Here is a 16,149-nt window from a genome sequence, read left to right on the forward strand (position 1 = left end):
CCATGGCAGTTTCCGGTTGGTTTGTACTGCTCGTACTGCTTGGCATCGTGCCGGTTGTACTCGTGGACATTGTTGCGGGCGATAACGTCGCAGAAACCGCAGCTTTCTTTGGTTCGGAAGCTCCAGCTTCGCCATCGATGCTTATGCTCGCGGCCTGGCTCATCGTGTGCCTCCTCGCGGGTTTGCTCGATCTTGTGCTTGCGGCATCCGCGCGGAATATTGTCATCGAACGCCAGCCAATCGGAGCGCTACGTCTCGGGCAGAGCACCATCAGCGAACTTGTCATATTCAACCCTGGACGCCGCAACCTGCACGGACTCATCCGTGACGGGTGGGAGCCCTCCGCCGGGATGACGCCCTCACGCAGCCGGATTTCGGTTCCCGCCGGCGAGCGACGCCTCAGCCGGGTCCAGCTCACGCCGTTCCGCAGGGGCGAACGGAATAGCCCACACGTCACCATTCGCTCGTACGGCCCGCTCCGGCTCTGGGCGCGCCAGGCAACCCACGCGTCGCAGGGTAGCGTTCGGGTGCTGCCAGCATTCAACTCCCGTCGCCACCTTCCCTCGCTGGTCGCTCGCCTCAAAGAACTTGACGGGCGCACGCTGACCATGGTGCGAGGGCAGGGAACCGAATTTGATTCGCTGCGTGAATACGTCCGCGGTGACGATGTCCGGTCCATCGATTGGCGGGCAACGGCACGCCGCGGGGATGTTGTTGTTCGCACCTGGAGACCCGAGCGTGATCGTCGCGTTGTGCTCATCGTCGACTCTGGCCGAACATCCGCTGCCCGGATTGATAACGAACCGCGCATTGACACCGCATTCGAAGCTTCCCTGCTGCTGAGCGCGTTGGCCGACAGGGCAGGCGACCGGATCGACTTTATGGTGCACGACCGACGCACGCGAGCACGAGTACAGGGGGCGAATGGTGCCTCGCTGTTGCAAAAGCTTGTCGACGCCATGGCCCCGATCTCCCCAGAGCTGCTCGAAATGGACTGGGCTGCCGTTCCAAAACTCGTGCGCGGCGTGACCACCCAAAAGTCGCTCGTTGTACTGCTCACAACGGCGGACTCGCCGGGAACAGCCCGACCGCTGCTAGCGATGCTTCCTCAGCTCACCGCAAAGCACACGGTTGTTGTTGCTGGGGTCATGGACCCTGCGCTTGCCGAGGCTTCGGCTGAGCGGCTCTCACGCGATGACGTCTATCGGGCTGCAGCGGCCGAGCGGGCCATCAACGACCAGCAACGAGTGGCCGCCGCCATCCGACTCTGTGGGGCGTACCCGCTGAGCGCAACGCCGCAGCAACTCCCCCCAGCCCTCGCCAATCACTACCTGGCGCTCAAGGCTTCTGGTCAGCTGTAGCGGATTCCCCAGCGAACGGCCCACTCCTCGCCCGGTTCAAGCCAGGTGAGCCCCTCTCCGGTTGCGAGGCTTCCGGCTGGGGCAGTCATTGGTTCGATTGCCACGGCGACGTCGCCAACCGTTTCGGTCGAAAAATCGTCGGTAGTGAACACCTGCACGTAGCGGATGTTTGAGTCTCCCCACACCGTTACCCTGCGTCCGTCTGGCGCCGTGATCGAGTGCCGAGTTTCCCCTTCGGTGTGTGACACGCTTCCGTATCCGTCGTCAAGCGAGACATCGCCGAGACGCACGCCGTCACGAAGATCGTATTGGGTTCCTTCGACACCAACCTCTGCAAGAACGTTGAAGCGATCGTCAACCTCGAAACGCGTTGCGGCGTCAACCGTGAGCGTCAGGTCGGTCGTTGGAACATCCCCAATCTTGACGAAGGGGTGCGCGCCGAGCGCGACCGGGGCAGTGGTCGGGCCGACGTTACGAACATCGTGCGTGACCTGGAGCCCGTTGGCAAGCAATCGGTACGTAACTGAGGTCTCAAGGTGAAACGGGTAGCCGTGCTGCGGGAAGACCGGCGCCTCAAGGCGGACCCAGTCTGCACCTCGATCTCCGAGCGTGTAGTGGGCGTTGCGGAGAAGGCCGTGGATGGCGTTGTGCGCGGCCGGCTCGGTAATGTCGAGCTGCTGGGTTGCCCCGTTGAGGGTCCACTTGCCATCTCGGATGCGGTTGGCCCAGGGCATCAGCACGATGCCAGCGGCGTAGGGCGGAACACGGTCTTCCGGAAACGGCTCGACAAGGTCAATACCGTCAAGAGTCAGCAGCCGAATGCCGGCGGCACGCTCGGTAATCGTGGCGCTCCAATCGCCGAGGTCGCTCACCCGACGGATGCTGTACTGGTTTCCCGTTGGGGACGCGTTCACGGTGCCTACTCTCTGAGTCAATTCCTCGTGACGAGCATACTCCGTCTGACTTTTCGGCTCACCACCCCACAAAACCTGCATCTATTTGTGAGTTTTTGCGAAAATTCTCGTGTTTCCGAGCAGAAAGTCACAAATAGATGCAGGTCAGGAGGGGAGGTTACTTCACTGCGCCAGCCGCGAGGCCGCCAACCAGGCGCTTTTCGATGAACATAAAGAGGATGACTACGGGCACGATCGCAACAATCGATGCGCCAAACACGTACTGCCACGCAGAATCGTACTGTCCAACGAACTTTGTCAGCGCAACGGACAGCGGCTGATTCCCGTCCGTCGACAAGATCACGAGGCTCGCCGCGAACTCGTTCCAGCAGGCCACAAACGTGAAGATGATAGCGGTGACGATGCCCGGCCACACGAGGGGAAGGGTTACCTGGAACAACACGCGGAGTTTGCCTGCCCCATCAATCTGAGCCGCCTCCTCAATCCCCTTCGGAATACCGGCAAAGAAGCTGTGCATAATCCAGGTCGCAAACGACAGGTTGAACGCGGCGTTGATCAGGATCATCGCGAGCCAGGTATCGCTCAGCCCGAGGCTCATGAACTGCTTGAAGAGCCCGGTCGTCAGCACAGCCGGCTGCAGCATCTGCGTGGTGATGACCAGAAAGAGAAACACCAAGCGTCCTGGGAACCGGAATCGCGCCGTGTAATACGCCGCTGGCAATGCCACGATGAGCACAATAAGCGTCGCAAACACCGAAATAACAATCGTTGAGATCAGGTTTTGGAACAGCGGCGTCTCGGGTGTCGACCACATCGTGATGTAGTTGTCGAAGTGCCACTCGGTTGGCAGATACGACGGCGGCACGCTCAGGATTTCGTTGCGGCTCTTCAGCGAGCCAATCGCCATAATGACGTACGGGAACACAAATACAAGGATGACCACGAGCCCGCCGAGCATCCGGAAGCCGATGCGCGTGGCCGATGCCCGGTCCTCGCCGTAGCTTTTTCGTCGCTTGCTGCCTGCTGCGGCCATTCCGCTCACCTCGGCACCCGCGACAGTGGTTATGGTGCTCATTCGTCGACCTCCTGCATCGGTTTGACGAGTTTCACGTAGATAGCAACGATGATGATGACGATCGCAAACGCGACTACGCTCAGGGCGCTCGCCAGATCAATCCGTTGACTGCCCTGCAGCAGTTTGAAGATGAGCGTCATGATGGTATCGGCATCGTAGCCGGGGATTGACCCCGTCATGATCTTGAGAATCGGCAACGAGTTGAACACATTGATGATGTTGATCAGCACGGCAACGGCGATGGCTCCGCGCAGCTGCGGCAGCACGATTGAGGTGTAGATGGTCCACGGTTTTGCGCCGTCCATTCTGGCCGCCTCAATCACTTCGGCTGAGATTGTCTGCAGACCAGAGAGGATCGTGTACGTCGTGAAGGGGAGGGACACAAACACGGCAATAATAATCGCCACGGTGAAGGCCGGCACCACGTTCTTGGTGTAGCCGTATGTGCTTTCGAGCAGCCCCATATCCACGAGCATCTTGTTGATGATGCCGTAGTACGGGTCAAGCCCGTAGTAGAAGACGGTGGTGGTCATGACGACGCTGGCGGCCCACGGGATGATGACAAACATCCGCACGATACGTCGGCCAGGGAACTGCTTATTGAGAAACTGGGCGAGTACGAGGGATATAAGAACCGTCAGGCCAACAACTGCGACGACCCAAATTGCCGTGCGCAGAAGCACTCCGGGAAGCTGCGGGAGGGCAAACAGTTCCGCATAATTAGAGAAGCCTGCTGGCCCCTTGTCAAGACCGTACTGGCTCACCTCTCGTGTAGAGGTAAAAAACATGTACCCAGCTGGGAAAAACACAACGCCGACAATCAGTATGAGCGCCGGCCCGATCCAGGGTAGCGCTCGCACGAGCTCCCTGAGGGAGCGACCCGGACGGGCCACCCCCTCAGGTGTTGGCGATGTGCTTGTTTCGTGAAGCACGGAACGTGACATCGATTTCTCTCGGTTCTCTAGCGGTGAGTTATTCGGCGGCGGCTTGAATGGTATTCAATACCTCTGCCGGGTCTTTTCCTTGGCCAATCTGGCCGATGTTTGTCTTGATCGCGTCAGATGCGGCAGTCCAGTTGGGATTGGTTGACGGGTAGAACACGGCTCCGGGAAGTACTTCAAGGAATGACTTGAGCTTCTCTTCTCCAGAAAGCGCATCGGATCCCGAGATGGTGGTTGGCAGGAAGCCTTCGGCCTTGACCCATGGCACGTAGACGTCTGCGCTGTAGTAGTAGTCGAGGAACTTCGTGATGGCTTCTTGCTTTGAGCCGTCATTCTTGAAGGCCATCAGGTGGTCGGCCACGCCGAGGGTCATGGGGCTGGCGTCCTCAGTAGCAATAGGAGCGATGCCGTAGTTGAGGTCGGGGGCTTTCTTCTCGATCTCTCCAACGGTGGGCGGCAATCCAATCATGAAACCGATCTTGCCCTGGATGAATACGTTCATGAGCGGCGTGCGGTCGCTTGAGCCGGTGTCTGGTTGCGTTGCGCCTTCGTTCACAAACTTTTGCATCTCTGTCGCTGCTGCGATGTTCTTGTCAGAGTTGATCGTGAGTTCCTCCGCGTCGCCGTATCCTCCGCCTCCACCGTAGAACCAGACAGCGGTCTCAGCCTGCGCTTCTTCTGAGCCGAGCGGCAGGCCGTAGCCGTACGTCCCATTTCCGAGGGCTTGTACCTTTTTTGAGGCCTCAAGGAGTTCATCCCACGTTGTTGGAACTTCGGCAACGCCAGCCTGCGTCATAAGATCTTTGTTGTAGAACATTGCACGAGCCGAGGCGATCATTGGCAGACCGTACTGCGTTCCATCGATGGAGGCGTTCTTGGCAAACGATGGCTGGAAGTCGTCAAGTGTCTCCTTCGACACGACGTCGGATGCCTTGTAAAGCAGGTCGTCAGCTGCGAATCCGGCGAATGCGTCGATGTTGAGGATGTCGGGTGCTGCGTTTCCTTGCACCTTGGTCTTAACGACGTCGTTGATGTTGTCCCAAGACTCCACCTGGAGCTTCACCGTGATGTCTTTGTTTTTTGCTTCAAAGCCGCTGATGACGTCTTCCCAGAGGCCTTTTGTGCTGTCAGAGTATGTTGGCACGAGCAGGTTGAGCGTTGTTGCAGATGACCCACTGTCACCGGATGAGTTATCGCTGCCGCCGCCAAAGCCGCAGCCGGAGAGCACAAGAGTTGTTACGGCTGCAGTAGCAACAGCAGCCATTCGAATGGTTCGTTTCACAGGTCTTCCTTAACTCGTAAAAGGGAACGACGCCTGAGATCAGCGTCGTTGCTGTAACCCCACCCGATGATTGCTATTGATGCTTTTCGCTCAACATCAATCAAGATAACGCAGCGGGCTTAGACGAAATAATGTCTTACGGACACAACACTCGTCAAGGGCCATTTGGTAACAAATCGGCGACGACAAATAAAGCAAAAAGAGTTAGGAACTCAACAAAAACAAGGAAACCAGCGAGTTTCCGGGGGCCAAAAGCTTCGACATCGATGTCACGCCACCTCACCATGCTCCGCAAAAATTCGATACTTAACATGCGTGAAACATGTAGCAATTGTGATTACATATGAGTAATATCAATCTTAATAAATCATAAATCATGCGCTTTACTGCGCTTTATGGGCCGAATGGTCGCGAAACGAGGAACCGGATGTCAACAAATTCAGTGACTGAGCAGCCAGGACAGTTCATGGCAGCCGAGTTGGCGTCACAACCAGCTATGTGGCGAAAGGCCGTAGAACTGGCTGGCACCGTGACGGCATTCCCACAGGCTGGCGAGCGCGTCGCAATCGTCGGATGCGGCACGTCATGGTTTATGGGGCAGGCATACGCTTCGCTCCGCGAGAGCCTCGGGCATGGAGTCACCGATGCCTTCACCGCGACAGAGTTCCCCAGAACCCGTGACTACGATGTCCTCATCCTCCTCACCCGCTCAGGAACCACAAGCGAAGTACTCGAGCTGCTCGGCGAAGAGCACGGCGGCAAGCGAACCCTCGGCATCGTCGGTGACCCAACGACGTCCTTCTCCGGGCTCGTGGATGATGTCATCGAGCTCCCCTTTGCCGACGAGCAGTCGGTTGTTCAGACCCGCTTCGCAACCTCGGCCCTTGCCCTTCTTCGCACAAGCCTTGGCGAAAACCTCGATGCGGCCATCGCCGATGCAGAAGCAGCGTTGGCCGAAGACCTCGACGACTCGATTGTGCTTGCCGAGCAGTTCTCATTCCTCGGGCGCGGCTGGGCGCTCGGACTGGCCACCGAGGCAGCGCTCAAGATGCGAGAGGCCGCCCAATCATGGACCGAGTCGTACCAGTCGATGGAGTACCGCCACGGGCCGATTGCCATCGCTGCCCCAGGGCGCGTCACCTGGCAGTTTGGCGAGGCACCGGACGGCCTCGCAAATGACGTCGCGGCAACGGGCGCTACGTTTGTCACAAGCGCCCTCGACCCGTTGGCTGACCTCGTGCGAGTGCACAGGGTCGCCCTCGCTCGTGCGCTATCCTTTGGGCTCAACCCGGACCACCCACGGAACCTCACACGTTCCGTCGTTCTTGAAGGCTAGCGATGCCAGACTCCCCAGTACCAATGCCAAGCCTCGGCGATCACGAGCACGCCGTACTCGCGATCGATGTGGGTGGCACGGACATCAAGATCGCCCTGGTTGAGAGCGACGGCAGCATTATTGGGCTGCGGCGCGTACCAACGAAGGTGAACGGGGAACATACCGTAGCAACCGTTGTACACACGGTCGCCCGCGAAGCCAAGCAGTTGGCCGTTGACTATCCAACGATCAGGCCAGCCGCGGCCGGCGTCATTGTGCCAGGAATTGTTGACGAAGAAGCAGGAGTCTGCGTCTACGCGCGTAATCTCGATTGGCACAATGAACCCATCCGTGCGCAGTTTGAGGCGGCGCTCTCGCTTCCGGTTGCATTTGGTCACGACGTCAGGACCGCCGGCGACGCTGAGCTACAGCTCGGTGCAGGTACTGGCGTGCGCGATGCAATGGTTGTTGTTATTGGCACTGGCATCGCAAGCGCGGTGTTTGTGAACGGCTCCCCCGTCGTTTCTCGCGGCTTTGCTGGCGAAATCGGCCAGAACAGGGTCGCCTCGACCGTCTATAGCGCGGCCGTCGGCGACGGACCTGCCGCACCAACGCTCGAAGAAATCGCATCGGCGGGAGCCATAGCCCGTCGCTACGCAGAGCAGTCTGGCGAGCAGGTACAGGGATCACGCGAGGTACTCGATCGGATGCTCGGCGGTGACCCGGTTGCCTCCCGCGTCTGGAACGAGGCGACAAGCGCCCTCGCAAACTGCATCGCTCAAGCAGCAGGCATGATTGCGCCGGAAGTCATCTTGCTGGCGGGTGGACTCGCGCTCGCAGGTCAACACCTCGTCGAACCGATCGAGCGTCATCTGGATGTTGAGCTCACCATCCAGCGTCGACCACAGCTCATACTTGCCCAGCTTGGTGGCGACGCCGGCCTGATTGGGTCGGCTCTTAAGGCCCGTGCGCTCGCCGCCGGTGAGCGCACGCCATGATCGTCACGCTCACACCGAATCCGGCTCTTGACCACACCTATTCGATTGAACAGCTGAATCGAGGGAGCAGCATCCGTACCCCCGCTGCCGCCGTTCGCGCAGGTGGCAAGGGCGTCAACGTGAGCAGGGTCTTGCACTCGCAAGGCGTTGGAGTGACAACGGTTGTTCCCGTCGGTGGGGCCAGCGGGAGGGAGTTCGAGGCTGAAGCTCTCGCCTCGGGTCTCGCGCTCACCGCAATTGCCGTTGCCGGTTCAACACGTCGGTCAATTGCGATTGTTGAGCAGCGCGACGGCACAACAACCCTTCTGAACGAAGAAGGGAGCGGTTACTCGCCGGCGGAATGGGACCGCATCGTGACCACGACGGCCGCATCGTTCAACGGCGCCTCCTGTGTTGTGGCTTCGGGAAGCCTTCCACCAGGGGCACCCTCCGATCTCTACCCGAGGCTCATTGGTGCCGCGAATCGAGCAAAGATACCGTCGATCATTGATGTCTCTGGGCAGCCGCTCCTCGACGCAGCCAAAGCCGGAGCGACAGTACTCAAACCCAATCAACACGAACTCGCCGATGCGACCGGTATGAGCGACCCAATCGAAGGCGCCCGACACCTGCTCTCCTTGGGGGCGACCGCAGTTGTTGTTTCGCTTGGTGAGGATGGGATGCGCTGCGTACAGCAATCATCCGCCACGGTCTGGTCGGCAACCCTCGATACCCAACTTGTTGGCAACCCAACGGGTGCAGGTGATGCGTCGGTCGCCGCGCTCGCCGCCACATTATCCTCGTCCGCCGGGCTCGATCTGAGCCAGATCGATTGGGCTGCCGCTCTCACGCTTGCCACGGCGTGGTCGGCCTCTGCCGTCCTCACTCCAACAGCCGGCGAACTCCACCCATCTTGGCCGCAGCTTGCCCAGCGGGTGACTGTTCGCCAGCTCTAGCGCAAAGGCATCTCCTATGACTCTTGTGAATAGCACCACCCTTATTGCGGCTGCGCAGTCAACGGGTATCGGCATCGCAGCGTTTAACGTCATCCACTTGGAAACGGCGGAAGCACTCGCACGGGCCGCAGAGCGCAGCGGCCTTCCGCTGATTCTGCAGATCTCTCAGAACTGCGCCAAATACCACGGCGGTCTTGAGCCGCTTGCGCGTGCGACGCTGTCAATCGCACGCAAGTCGTCCGCCTCGTTGGCAGTTCATCTTGACCACGCCGATGATGTCGACCTCGTCCACGAGGCAATTGCCTTGGGCTTCGGCTCAGTCATGTTTGATGCGGCTACGCTGCCGTACGCAGACAACGTCGCCGAAACCGCAGCAGTCGTGGCTTACGCTCACGAGCGCGGAGTGCATGTCGAGGCCGAACTCGGCGCGGTTGGGGGAAAAGACGGCGCCCACGCCCCAGGGGCTCGCACCGATCCTGACGAAGCGGCAGCTTTTGTGCAGGAAACCGGTGTTGACTCGCTTGCGGTTGCCGTCGGCTCGTCGCACGCTATGACCGAGCGAACCGCGCAACTTGACCTTGACCTCATCGGCAGGCTGAACGATTCGGTCGAAGTCCCGCTCGTCTTGCACGGATCATCAGGCATTGCGGACAACAATATTGTGCGCGCAATTGGAGCAGGCATGACCAAAATCAATGTGTCGACCCAGCTCAATAAAGTCTTCACCCGCGAGCTCCGAAAAACCCTGGCTGAACAGCCCAATATGGTAGATTCCAGGAAGTATCTGCAACCTGCGCAGGAGGCACTTTCGGTCGAGGCAGCTCGGCTCGCGTCTATCTTTGCGCTCAAATCCTCGACGAATGGACCTCAGTGAATCGCGAAGAGCGACTCAAAGCAATCCTCGATCTCCTCGGCGAAGCCGGGCGAGTGACGGTCGAAGACCTCGTTGATGATCTCGACGTTTCCGCAGCCACTGCCCGCCGAGACCTCGACGCGCTGGCCGAACAGCATTTGCTTGTCAGGACGCGGGGCGGGGCAATCAAACAGTCGGTGGCCTACGATCTCCCCATCCGCTATCGAAACTCGATGCAGGCAAGCCAAAAGAGCACTATCGGCGCCACGGCAAGCTCCCTCGTTTCCCGCGGCGATGTCATCGGCCTCTCCGGCGGCACAACAACGACGGCAATTGTTGACGCCCTTTCGTCACGCAGAGACCTCATGGAGCCGCACCCCGATGCGAGCCTCACCGTTGTGACCAACGCAATCAACATCGCCGCCCAGCTAGCCCTTCGACCCCAGGTTCGAGTAGTCGTCACTGGCGGCGTTGTGCAGAACCATTCTTACGAACTCTTCGGGCCGCTTGCCGCGAGCGTGCTCGCCCAAATCACGATGGATACCGCATTCATCGGGGTCACCGCTATCGACCCGGTCTTTGGCGCCATGGTCAATGATGAAGGCGAGGCCGCTGCCAACGCTCTGATGGCGGCACGGGCTACACGCGCGCTTGTTGTTGCTGACTCCCAGAAGATCGGACGAAGGGCCTTTGCAATGGTTGGCGGTGCCGGCCTCTTCGACGGCATCATCACCGACGACGGCATTACCGCTGAGCAGCGGCAAGCCTTCCACGACGCAGGAATGAAAGTTATTACCCCAAACAGCTAGCATCGCCCCGTTTCGGGATGCGCGCCGAATCAGCAGCAAAGGAGCCGGCTATATGACCAGCGAACCAACGATTATTCACTCCGCAACACTCATCGATAATGGGCTTGAGCGCGCAAACTCGTGGATCGCGTTTGACGGCGGCATCATCACAAGGACAGGCACCGGCACAGACTGGCGACAGCTCATGGCCGACGATCCAGGGTACGACGTTGTTGATGCAACCGGATACATCCTGACGCCAGGATTTATCGATATTCACACGCACGGTGGGGCTGGCCACAACTTCGACGAGGGGTCGGCTGCGTTTGATGCCGCGATCCGCATGCACCGCTCACGCGGCACCACTCGCCTCGTCATTTCTCTTGTCACAAATCCCCTCGATACGATGGTGGCTCTCACCGAGCAGGTCGCCTCGCGGGCAGCCGTCGATCACCATGTGCTTGGCGTACATCTTGAAGGGCCTTTCCTCAGCGCCCTGCACAAGGGGGCACATAACGAGCGCCTCTTGCACGCAGCAACAACGGCCGAGCTTGATCGTCTTCTCAAGGCAGCAAACGGGTATCTCCGCCAAATCACGCTCGCCCCAGAACTCGACGGTGGGCTGGATGCGGTGCGCCACATGGTCACAAACGGAGTCGCCGTCGCGGTTGGCCACAGCGACGCAAGCTACGAACAGACCACCGAGGCGTTCGAAGCGGGGGCGAGCATCCTGACCCACGCGTTTAACGGGATGAACGGCATCCACCATCGAGCGCCTGGCCCGGTTCTTGCGGCGTTTGACCACGACGGCGTGACGCTCGAAGTGATTGCCGATGGCATCCACCTCCGGCCCGAAGTTATTTCCATGGTCTTTGGGCAGGCACCTGGCCGCGTTGCACTCATCACCGATGCCATGGCGGCAACCGGCGTTGGCGACGGGCACTACACGCTCGGCGAGCTCGATGTCACCGTGACCGACGGGGTTGCTCGATTGACCGAGGGCGGCAGTATCGCGGGCTCAACGCTTACCCTCGACCAGGCGCTTCGCACAGCGGTGCTCCGTTCTGGCGTGTCCCTGCCCAACGCCGTTACGGCGCTGACAAGCGCCCCAGCCCGCGCCCTCGGAGTCGACGACAGACTCGGGCACCTCCAGCCCGGCTATGCAGCGGATGCGGTGCTACTCACCCCTGAGCTCGAAGTCGCACGGGTGTGGGCAGCCGGGGTCGAAGCTTAGCCGTACTTGAGCAGGCCTCATACAATTCGGCTCCCTCCAGCCTCTCGCCAGACTCCGCAAAGCCTCTGCTAACAGCCACAGATTGGTCACAGACCCACGCAAAAACGCGTCGGCTGGTCGACCATTCTGATCCAACACAAAAAGCTCGTGGGGTGCAATTTCTTGCACCCCACGAGCTTTCTTATATTTGCAGAGTTACGGCAGCTGACGCTCCGCGCTATCAACCACGTTTTTCAGCAGCAGCGCCCTCGTCATCGGGCCAACCCCGCCGGGGTTTGGCGAGATCCACGATGCGACCGAGGCAACATCGTCTGCAACGTCTCCCGCGATCCGGCTCTTACCGGTCTCAGGGTCGGTCACGCGGCTCACGCCAACGTCGAGCACAACAGCGCCAGGTTTGACGGCCGAGGCCGTCACAATCCCAGGAACACCGGCGGCGGCAACAATGACATCTGCCTGACGCAGGTGTGCATCGAGGTCAACCGTCCCTGTGTGCGTGAGCGTGACCGTTGCGTTGTACTCGCGGCGGGTGAGCAGCGGCCCAATGGCCCGCCCAACCGTAATTCCGCGGCCAACCACAACCACGTTCTTGCCCTTCCAGCTGATACCGTGACGTTCAACCAACTCGATCACGCCGCGCGGTGTGCACGGCAACGACGTCTCGATTGGGTCGTTCACGTTGAGCAACAGCCGACCAAGATTGGTGGGGTGCAGACCGTCGGCATCCTTCGCAGGATCGATGAGCTCAAGCACACGGTCGGTATCGAGATGCTTTGGCAGCGGAAGCTGCACAATGTAACCGGTACACGACGGGTCGTTGTTGAGCTCGTCGAGCACGGCATCCAGCTCGGCCTGTGTGACATCTTCTGGCAGGTCGCGGCGAATGGACTCAATGCCAACCTCGGCACAGTCGCGGTGCTTGCCAGCAACGTACCACTGCGAACCAGGGTCAGAGCCAACCAGCACAGTACCGAGACCAGGGACAACGCCTTTGGCCTTGAGCGCTACAACGCGTTCGCGCAGCTCGTCCTTGATGGCAGCGGCCGTAGCCGTGCCATCAAGGATTTGCGCAGAAGCGCCGTCTACCACTGTTCCTGACCGGGGTAGAGGGGGAAGTCGGCCGCAAGCTTCGCGGCGCGAGCGCGCAGCGCGTCAATGTCGGCACCTGGCTTGAGCACGGCGGCGATGATCTCGGCAACCTCAGCAAACTCGGTGTCGCCAAAGCCGCGAGTGGCGAGGGCAGACGTTCCGATGCGGAGGCCAGAGGTGACCATCGGCGGGCGAGGGTCGAAGGGGATCGAGTTGCGGTTCACCGTGATGCCAACCTCGTGCAGCAGGTCTTCCGACTGCTTGCCGTCGATGGCGGCGTTGCGAAGGTCAACGAGCACGAGGTGCACGTCGGTTCCACCGGTGAGCACCGAGATGCCGTTATCGGTGGTGTCTTTCGCCATGAGGCGCTCGGCGATGATCTGGGCACCGCGGATGGTGCGCTCTTGGCGGTCGCGGAACTCGTCCTGACCTGCAAGCTTGAACGCCGTCGCCTTTGCGGCGATGACGTGCATGAGCGGCCCACCCTGCTGGCCTGGGAACACGGCAGAGTCAATCTTCTTCTGGTACTCTGCCTTGCTCAGCACAACGCCCGAACGGGGGCCGGCAAGCGTCTTGTGCACGGTTGACGTAACAACGTCGGCGTGAGGAACCGGTGACGGGTGGAGCCCAGCCGCAACGAGTCCGGCGAAGTGAGCCATGTCGACCCAGAGCTTCGCGCCAACCTCGTCGGCGATCGAGCGGAACGCAGCAAAATCAAGCTGACGAGGGTAGGCCGACCATCCGGCGATGAGGACCGTCGGGCGGTGCTCAAGGGCCTTCTCGCGCACGATATCCATGTCGACGCGGTAGGTTTCGGGGTCTACACCGTACGAAACGGCGTTGTAGTTGCGGCCAGAGAAGTTGAGCTTCATGCCGTGGGTAAGGTGCCCACCGTGTGACAGCTCCTGGCCAAGGATGGTGTCGCCGACCGCGGCTAGCGCGTAGAGCGCTGCGGCGTTGGCCTGTGCGCCTGCGTGGGGCTGCACGTTGGCGTGCTCGGCTCCGAACAGGTCCTTCGCGCGCTGGATGGCCAATGACTCAGCCACATCGACGTATTCGCAGCCACCGTAGTAGCGGCGTCCTGGGTAGCCCTCTGCATACTTATTGGTGAGCACAGAGCCCTGGGCCTCGAGTACTGCGCGAGGAACGAAGTTCTCGCTCGCGATCATCTCGAGGTAGTCGCGTTGGCGACCGAGCTCAAGCTTGAGTACCTCTGCGATTTCTGGGTCAACCTCAGACAGCGGCTGGGTAAACGTGGACGGCAACTTTTCTGACATACAGTCTCCTTATATTCGCTCGCGCACCCAGAAGGCACACGCAGCGTGTCTTTCGACATTCATTCGGGTGATGTTCCACAGATTTACACGGCCCAGGCGAGCGGCCGATCTGTAAGTGTCGCTTCCCGATGGTGACCATCTGTACGCCAGTTACGACCCGGCCAGCTTATCAGTTTGTGTGTGAACTGGCCCGGGATATTTCGTCACGCAGCCGCCGCCGCGTTATGGCCCTAATTCCAACCGTGCTGCCAACGATGGCGGCAACAAGAATAACCACGTAGAACCAGGGAAGGCCAGCGAGACCGATTCCGGGAAGCAGCATTGCGCCCACCAGCGCTCCAGCCCCGATGCCAAAATTAAACGAACTTGTATAGACGGCGCTTGCCGAGTCGCGAATCCGATCGGATGCCGTTCGCAGCATCGTTGTCTGCAAGGTTGGCGGCAAAATGCCGAAGGAGACACCCCACAGCACAAAGCCAAGAAACGCCAGCCATGGGATGGCAGTCGCTGCAGCCAACAGCACAACTCCGGCCAGGCATCCGAGCAACGACCAGCGCAGCCCAAGCACAACCTTCGAGCTAAACAGCCAGCCCATGAGCACGAGGCCAACCGCACCGGCGACACCGTAGATGAACAGCATCGTTGGTAGGGCATCCACCGAGACCCCAACAACCTCGAGCAGGAACGGGGTGATGTACGAGTAGAACGAGTAGTGCCCGACCATGATGAATGCGGCGAGTAGGCATACAAACAGCGTGATCACGGTCGTTTCGTCGCGCCAGGTGGATGCTCGCAGGGCATCCGCTGGGTTCCTATCGCGTTTCCTCACCCGTTTTGCAGGTGCAACTCGGTTGACAGGGGGCACAATCAAGACGACCAACACGACCCCGATGAATCCGGCAATGGCGATAACGCCAAAGGCCATCCGCCAGCCGAGGACATGTCCGAGGGCGGTACCAAGCGGCACGCCAAGCACAAACGCAAGCGTGCCGCCGGAGACAATAATTGAGACGGCTCGACCAACCTGCTCCCGCGAGACGATGTATCCGGCATACGCGCAGGCGACACTCCAGAACAGACCGTGAAACAGGCCGCCAATGAGCCGTGCGCCGATAAGCAGTTCGTAGGTCGGGGCGATAGCAGACAGCACCGTGCTCGTCGCAAGACCGGAGAGGGCGACAACAAGGATCGTGCGGCGCGGCCAGGAGGCAGTGAGCGCGGTCAGCGGCACGGCCGAGACCACAACGGTGAAGGCAAAAACGGTCAGCAACAGGCCGATCTGGCCCTCGGTAACGCCAAGCTCGCGACTCATCTCCGGCATGAGACCGGTTGGGATCATTTCAATGGTGACCGAAAGAAATGTGGTCGCGGCAAGGATAACGAGCGCGGCGGCGGGAAATTTCTCCGCCGTCGGCGCAGCGGAAACAGCAGTGGGAGACATTCAGCTACTCAACCAATTCGAAGAGTGGCGCATCCCCCGCCGAGGCGTCGGGGATCGACTTCGCGCTCGTGTGCGCGCCCAGGGCCGCACGATCGCGCGACCGCGTCCATTCTATGCGACGCCCCTCCCCTTCTCACCTGCATCTATTTGTGAGTTTCTGTCCAAAATTCGTGATTCTTGCGCAGAAAGTCGCAAATAGATGCAGGTGCATGCGCGTATCATTGGGCTGATGGTTACCAGACGAGATGCGGCACTCCGCTTAGACATTCCCATGGAGATGGCCGTGCGGCACGGCATCCCGTCCCGGATCAGCCAGGCAGAACTCGACGACCTCGACCAGAATCCACCGGCTTGGCTGAAGCAGTCACGAGAGAACCGCACGGGCAAGAAACCAGTCTGGGTCAAACTCACGTGCGATGTGTGTGGATTCTTAGAGGATGCCCGTCCCAAAAAATGGTGGCCAGACTTCACGTATCTCAGCTGCGATTATCACGAGGCGTACCAGTTGCCAGATCCGGCTCCTGGCCTCAGCCGCACCGAGGTTGACGGCGTTGGCAGCAGATTCGTCGGCATCGTTGACGAATCCCCTCTCGCGAAGCGATAAATCCCGGCGCCATCGTCCGTTGCTTGACCGCCGTGTGGCCTC

General features: G+C 60.1%; 15 protein-coding genes and 1 riboswitch. Of the genes, 8 read left to right on the forward strand and 7 right to left on the reverse strand.

The features are described 5' to 3' along the window. The first annotated feature begins 2 nt into the window (after nucleotides 1-2). Nucleotides 3-1,361 carry a DUF58 domain-containing protein gene (locus tag FHX76_RS08375; RefSeq protein ID WP_167149746.1) on the forward strand — a complete coding sequence of 453 codons (1,359 nt, stop codon included), beginning with the start codon at nucleotides 3-5 and terminating at the stop codon, nucleotides 1,359-1,361. On the opposite strand, the gene FHX76_RS08380 is transcribed toward FHX76_RS08375, so the two are convergent. The 4 genes from FHX76_RS08380 to FHX76_RS08395 all read right to left on the reverse strand — a co-directional run bounded on the left by FHX76_RS08380 (nucleotide 1,352) and on the right by FHX76_RS08395 (nucleotide 5,573). Then, nucleotides 1,352-2,275: an aldose 1-epimerase family protein gene (locus FHX76_RS08380; protein ID WP_341777896.1), complete on the reverse strand. Its 924-nt coding sequence runs from the start codon at nucleotides 2,273-2,275 to the stop codon at nucleotides 1,352-1,354. The genes FHX76_RS08375 and FHX76_RS08380 overlap by 10 nt on opposite strands. 157 nt (nucleotides 2,276-2,432) lie before the next feature. Continuing rightward, complete coding sequence (locus tag FHX76_RS08385) at nucleotides 2,433-3,350, reverse strand: carbohydrate ABC transporter permease (protein ID WP_208402472.1); 918 nt, start codon at nucleotides 3,348-3,350, stop codon at nucleotides 2,433-2,435. Beyond that, entirely contained in the window at nucleotides 3,347-4,210 is an 864-nt protein-coding gene (locus tag FHX76_RS08390; protein WP_341777897.1) for a carbohydrate ABC transporter permease, read from the reverse strand. The genes FHX76_RS08385 and FHX76_RS08390 overlap by 4 nt, the downstream gene beginning before the upstream one ends. A gap of 112 nt (nucleotides 4,211-4,322) precedes the next feature. Next, nucleotides 4,323-5,573 (reverse strand): extracellular solute-binding protein, encoded by a 1,251-nt coding sequence (locus FHX76_RS08395; RefSeq protein WP_167149752.1) that lies wholly within the window; start codon nucleotides 5,571-5,573, stop codon nucleotides 4,323-4,325. 427 nt (nucleotides 5,574-6,000) lie between these two features. Between FHX76_RS08395 and FHX76_RS08400 the strand changes: the two genes are divergently transcribed. The 6 genes from FHX76_RS08400 to nagA are packed head-to-tail and all read left to right on the forward strand — an operon-like array spanning nucleotide 6,001 to nucleotide 11,696. Continuing rightward, nucleotides 6,001-6,909, forward strand: a complete 909-nt coding sequence (locus FHX76_RS08400) for an SIS domain-containing protein (RefSeq protein WP_243848594.1) — start codon at nucleotides 6,001-6,003, stop codon at nucleotides 6,907-6,909. A 2-nt stretch (nucleotides 6,910-6,911) separates the two neighbouring features. After that, the gene (locus tag FHX76_RS08405) at nucleotides 6,912-7,886 is read left to right on the forward strand and encodes an ROK family protein (RefSeq protein WP_167149754.1); all 975 of its coding nucleotides are present in this window, start codon (nucleotides 6,912-6,914) and stop codon (nucleotides 7,884-7,886) included. Continuing rightward, entirely contained in the window at nucleotides 7,883-8,821 is a 939-nt protein-coding gene (locus FHX76_RS08410) for a 1-phosphofructokinase family hexose kinase (RefSeq protein WP_167149756.1), read from the forward strand. Before FHX76_RS08405 ends, FHX76_RS08410 begins: the two co-directional genes overlap by 4 nt. A 16-nt stretch (nucleotides 8,822-8,837) precedes the next feature. Beyond that, nucleotides 8,838-9,695 (forward strand): class II fructose-bisphosphate aldolase, encoded by an 858-nt coding sequence (locus FHX76_RS08415; protein WP_167149758.1) that lies wholly within the window; start codon nucleotides 8,838-8,840, stop codon nucleotides 9,693-9,695. After that, nucleotides 9,692-10,483 carry a DeoR family transcriptional regulator gene (locus tag FHX76_RS08420; protein ID WP_167149761.1) on the forward strand — a complete coding sequence of 264 codons (792 nt, stop codon included), beginning with the start codon at nucleotides 9,692-9,694 and terminating at the stop codon, nucleotides 10,481-10,483. The genes FHX76_RS08415 and FHX76_RS08420 overlap by 4 nt, the downstream gene beginning before the upstream one ends. A 52-nt stretch (nucleotides 10,484-10,535) precedes the next feature. Beyond that, nucleotides 10,536-11,696, forward strand: coding sequence for an N-acetylglucosamine-6-phosphate deacetylase (gene nagA, locus FHX76_RS08425; protein ID WP_167149763.1), 1,161 nt, complete (start codon nucleotides 10,536-10,538; stop codon nucleotides 11,694-11,696). 195 nt (nucleotides 11,697-11,891) lie between these two features. Here the strand turns inward: nagA and FHX76_RS08430 are convergent, their stop codons facing one another. From FHX76_RS08430 to FHX76_RS08440, 3 genes are all read right to left on the reverse strand, one after another. Next, complete coding sequence (locus FHX76_RS08430) at nucleotides 11,892-12,785, reverse strand: bifunctional methylenetetrahydrofolate dehydrogenase/methenyltetrahydrofolate cyclohydrolase (protein WP_167149765.1); 894 nt, start codon at nucleotides 12,783-12,785, stop codon at nucleotides 11,892-11,894. Next, nucleotides 12,779-14,062, reverse strand: coding sequence for a serine hydroxymethyltransferase (glyA, locus tag FHX76_RS08435; RefSeq protein ID WP_167149767.1), 1,284 nt, complete (start codon nucleotides 14,060-14,062; stop codon nucleotides 12,779-12,781). Before glyA ends, FHX76_RS08430 begins: the two co-directional genes overlap by 7 nt. A gap of 83 nt (nucleotides 14,063-14,145) precedes the next feature. Next, a riboswitch (ZMP/ZTP riboswitch) is annotated at nucleotides 14,146-14,226 on the reverse strand. Between the two features lie 5 nt (nucleotides 14,227-14,231). Continuing rightward, the gene (locus FHX76_RS08440; RefSeq protein WP_167149768.1) at nucleotides 14,232-15,503 is read right to left on the reverse strand and encodes an MFS transporter; all 1,272 of its coding nucleotides are present in this window, start codon (nucleotides 15,501-15,503) and stop codon (nucleotides 14,232-14,234) included. 229 nt (nucleotides 15,504-15,732) lie between these two features. On the opposite strand from FHX76_RS08440, the gene FHX76_RS08445 reads away from it, so the two are divergent. Then, nucleotides 15,733-16,107: a hypothetical protein gene (locus FHX76_RS08445; RefSeq protein WP_167149770.1), complete on the forward strand. Its 375-nt coding sequence runs from the start codon at nucleotides 15,733-15,735 to the stop codon at nucleotides 16,105-16,107. Nucleotides 16,108-16,149: the final 42 nt, after the last annotated feature.

Origin of the sequence: Lysinibacter cavernae, assembly GCF_011758565.1 — a bacterium.
GTDB lineage: Bacteria > Actinomycetota > Actinomycetes > Actinomycetales > Microbacteriaceae > Lysinibacter > Lysinibacter cavernae.

Excerpts from the sequence above, each read along its gene's own strand:
- FHX76_RS08375 (WP_167149746.1), top strand. The coding sequence starts at position 3 with ATGGCAGTTTCCGGTTGGTTTGTACTGCTCGTACTGCTTGGCATCGTG.
- FHX76_RS08385 (WP_208402472.1), bottom strand. The coding sequence starts at position 3,350 with ATGAGCACCATAACCACTGTCGCGGGTGCCGAGGTGAGCGGAATGGCC.
- FHX76_RS08400 (WP_243848594.1), top strand. The coding sequence starts at position 6,001 with ATGTCAACAAATTCAGTGACTGAGCAGCCAGGACAGTTCATGGCAGCC.
- FHX76_RS08405 (WP_167149754.1), top strand. The coding sequence starts at position 6,912 with ATGCCAGACTCCCCAGTACCAATGCCAAGCCTCGGCGATCACGAGCAC.
- FHX76_RS08410 (WP_167149756.1), top strand. The coding sequence starts at position 7,883 with ATGATCGTCACGCTCACACCGAATCCGGCTCTTGACCACACCTATTCG.
- FHX76_RS08415 (WP_167149758.1), top strand. The coding sequence starts at position 8,838 with ATGACTCTTGTGAATAGCACCACCCTTATTGCGGCTGCGCAGTCAACG.
- nagA (WP_167149763.1), top strand. The coding sequence starts at position 10,536 with ATGACCAGCGAACCAACGATTATTCACTCCGCAACACTCATCGATAAT.
- glyA (WP_167149767.1), bottom strand. The coding sequence starts at position 14,062 with ATGTCAGAAAAGTTGCCGTCCACGTTTACCCAGCCGCTGTCTGAGGTT.
- FHX76_RS08440 (WP_167149768.1), bottom strand. The coding sequence starts at position 15,503 with ATGTCTCCCACTGCTGTTTCCGCTGCGCCGACGGCGGAGAAATTTCCC.
- FHX76_RS08445 (WP_167149770.1), top strand. The coding sequence starts at position 15,733 with ATGGTTACCAGACGAGATGCGGCACTCCGCTTAGACATTCCCATGGAG.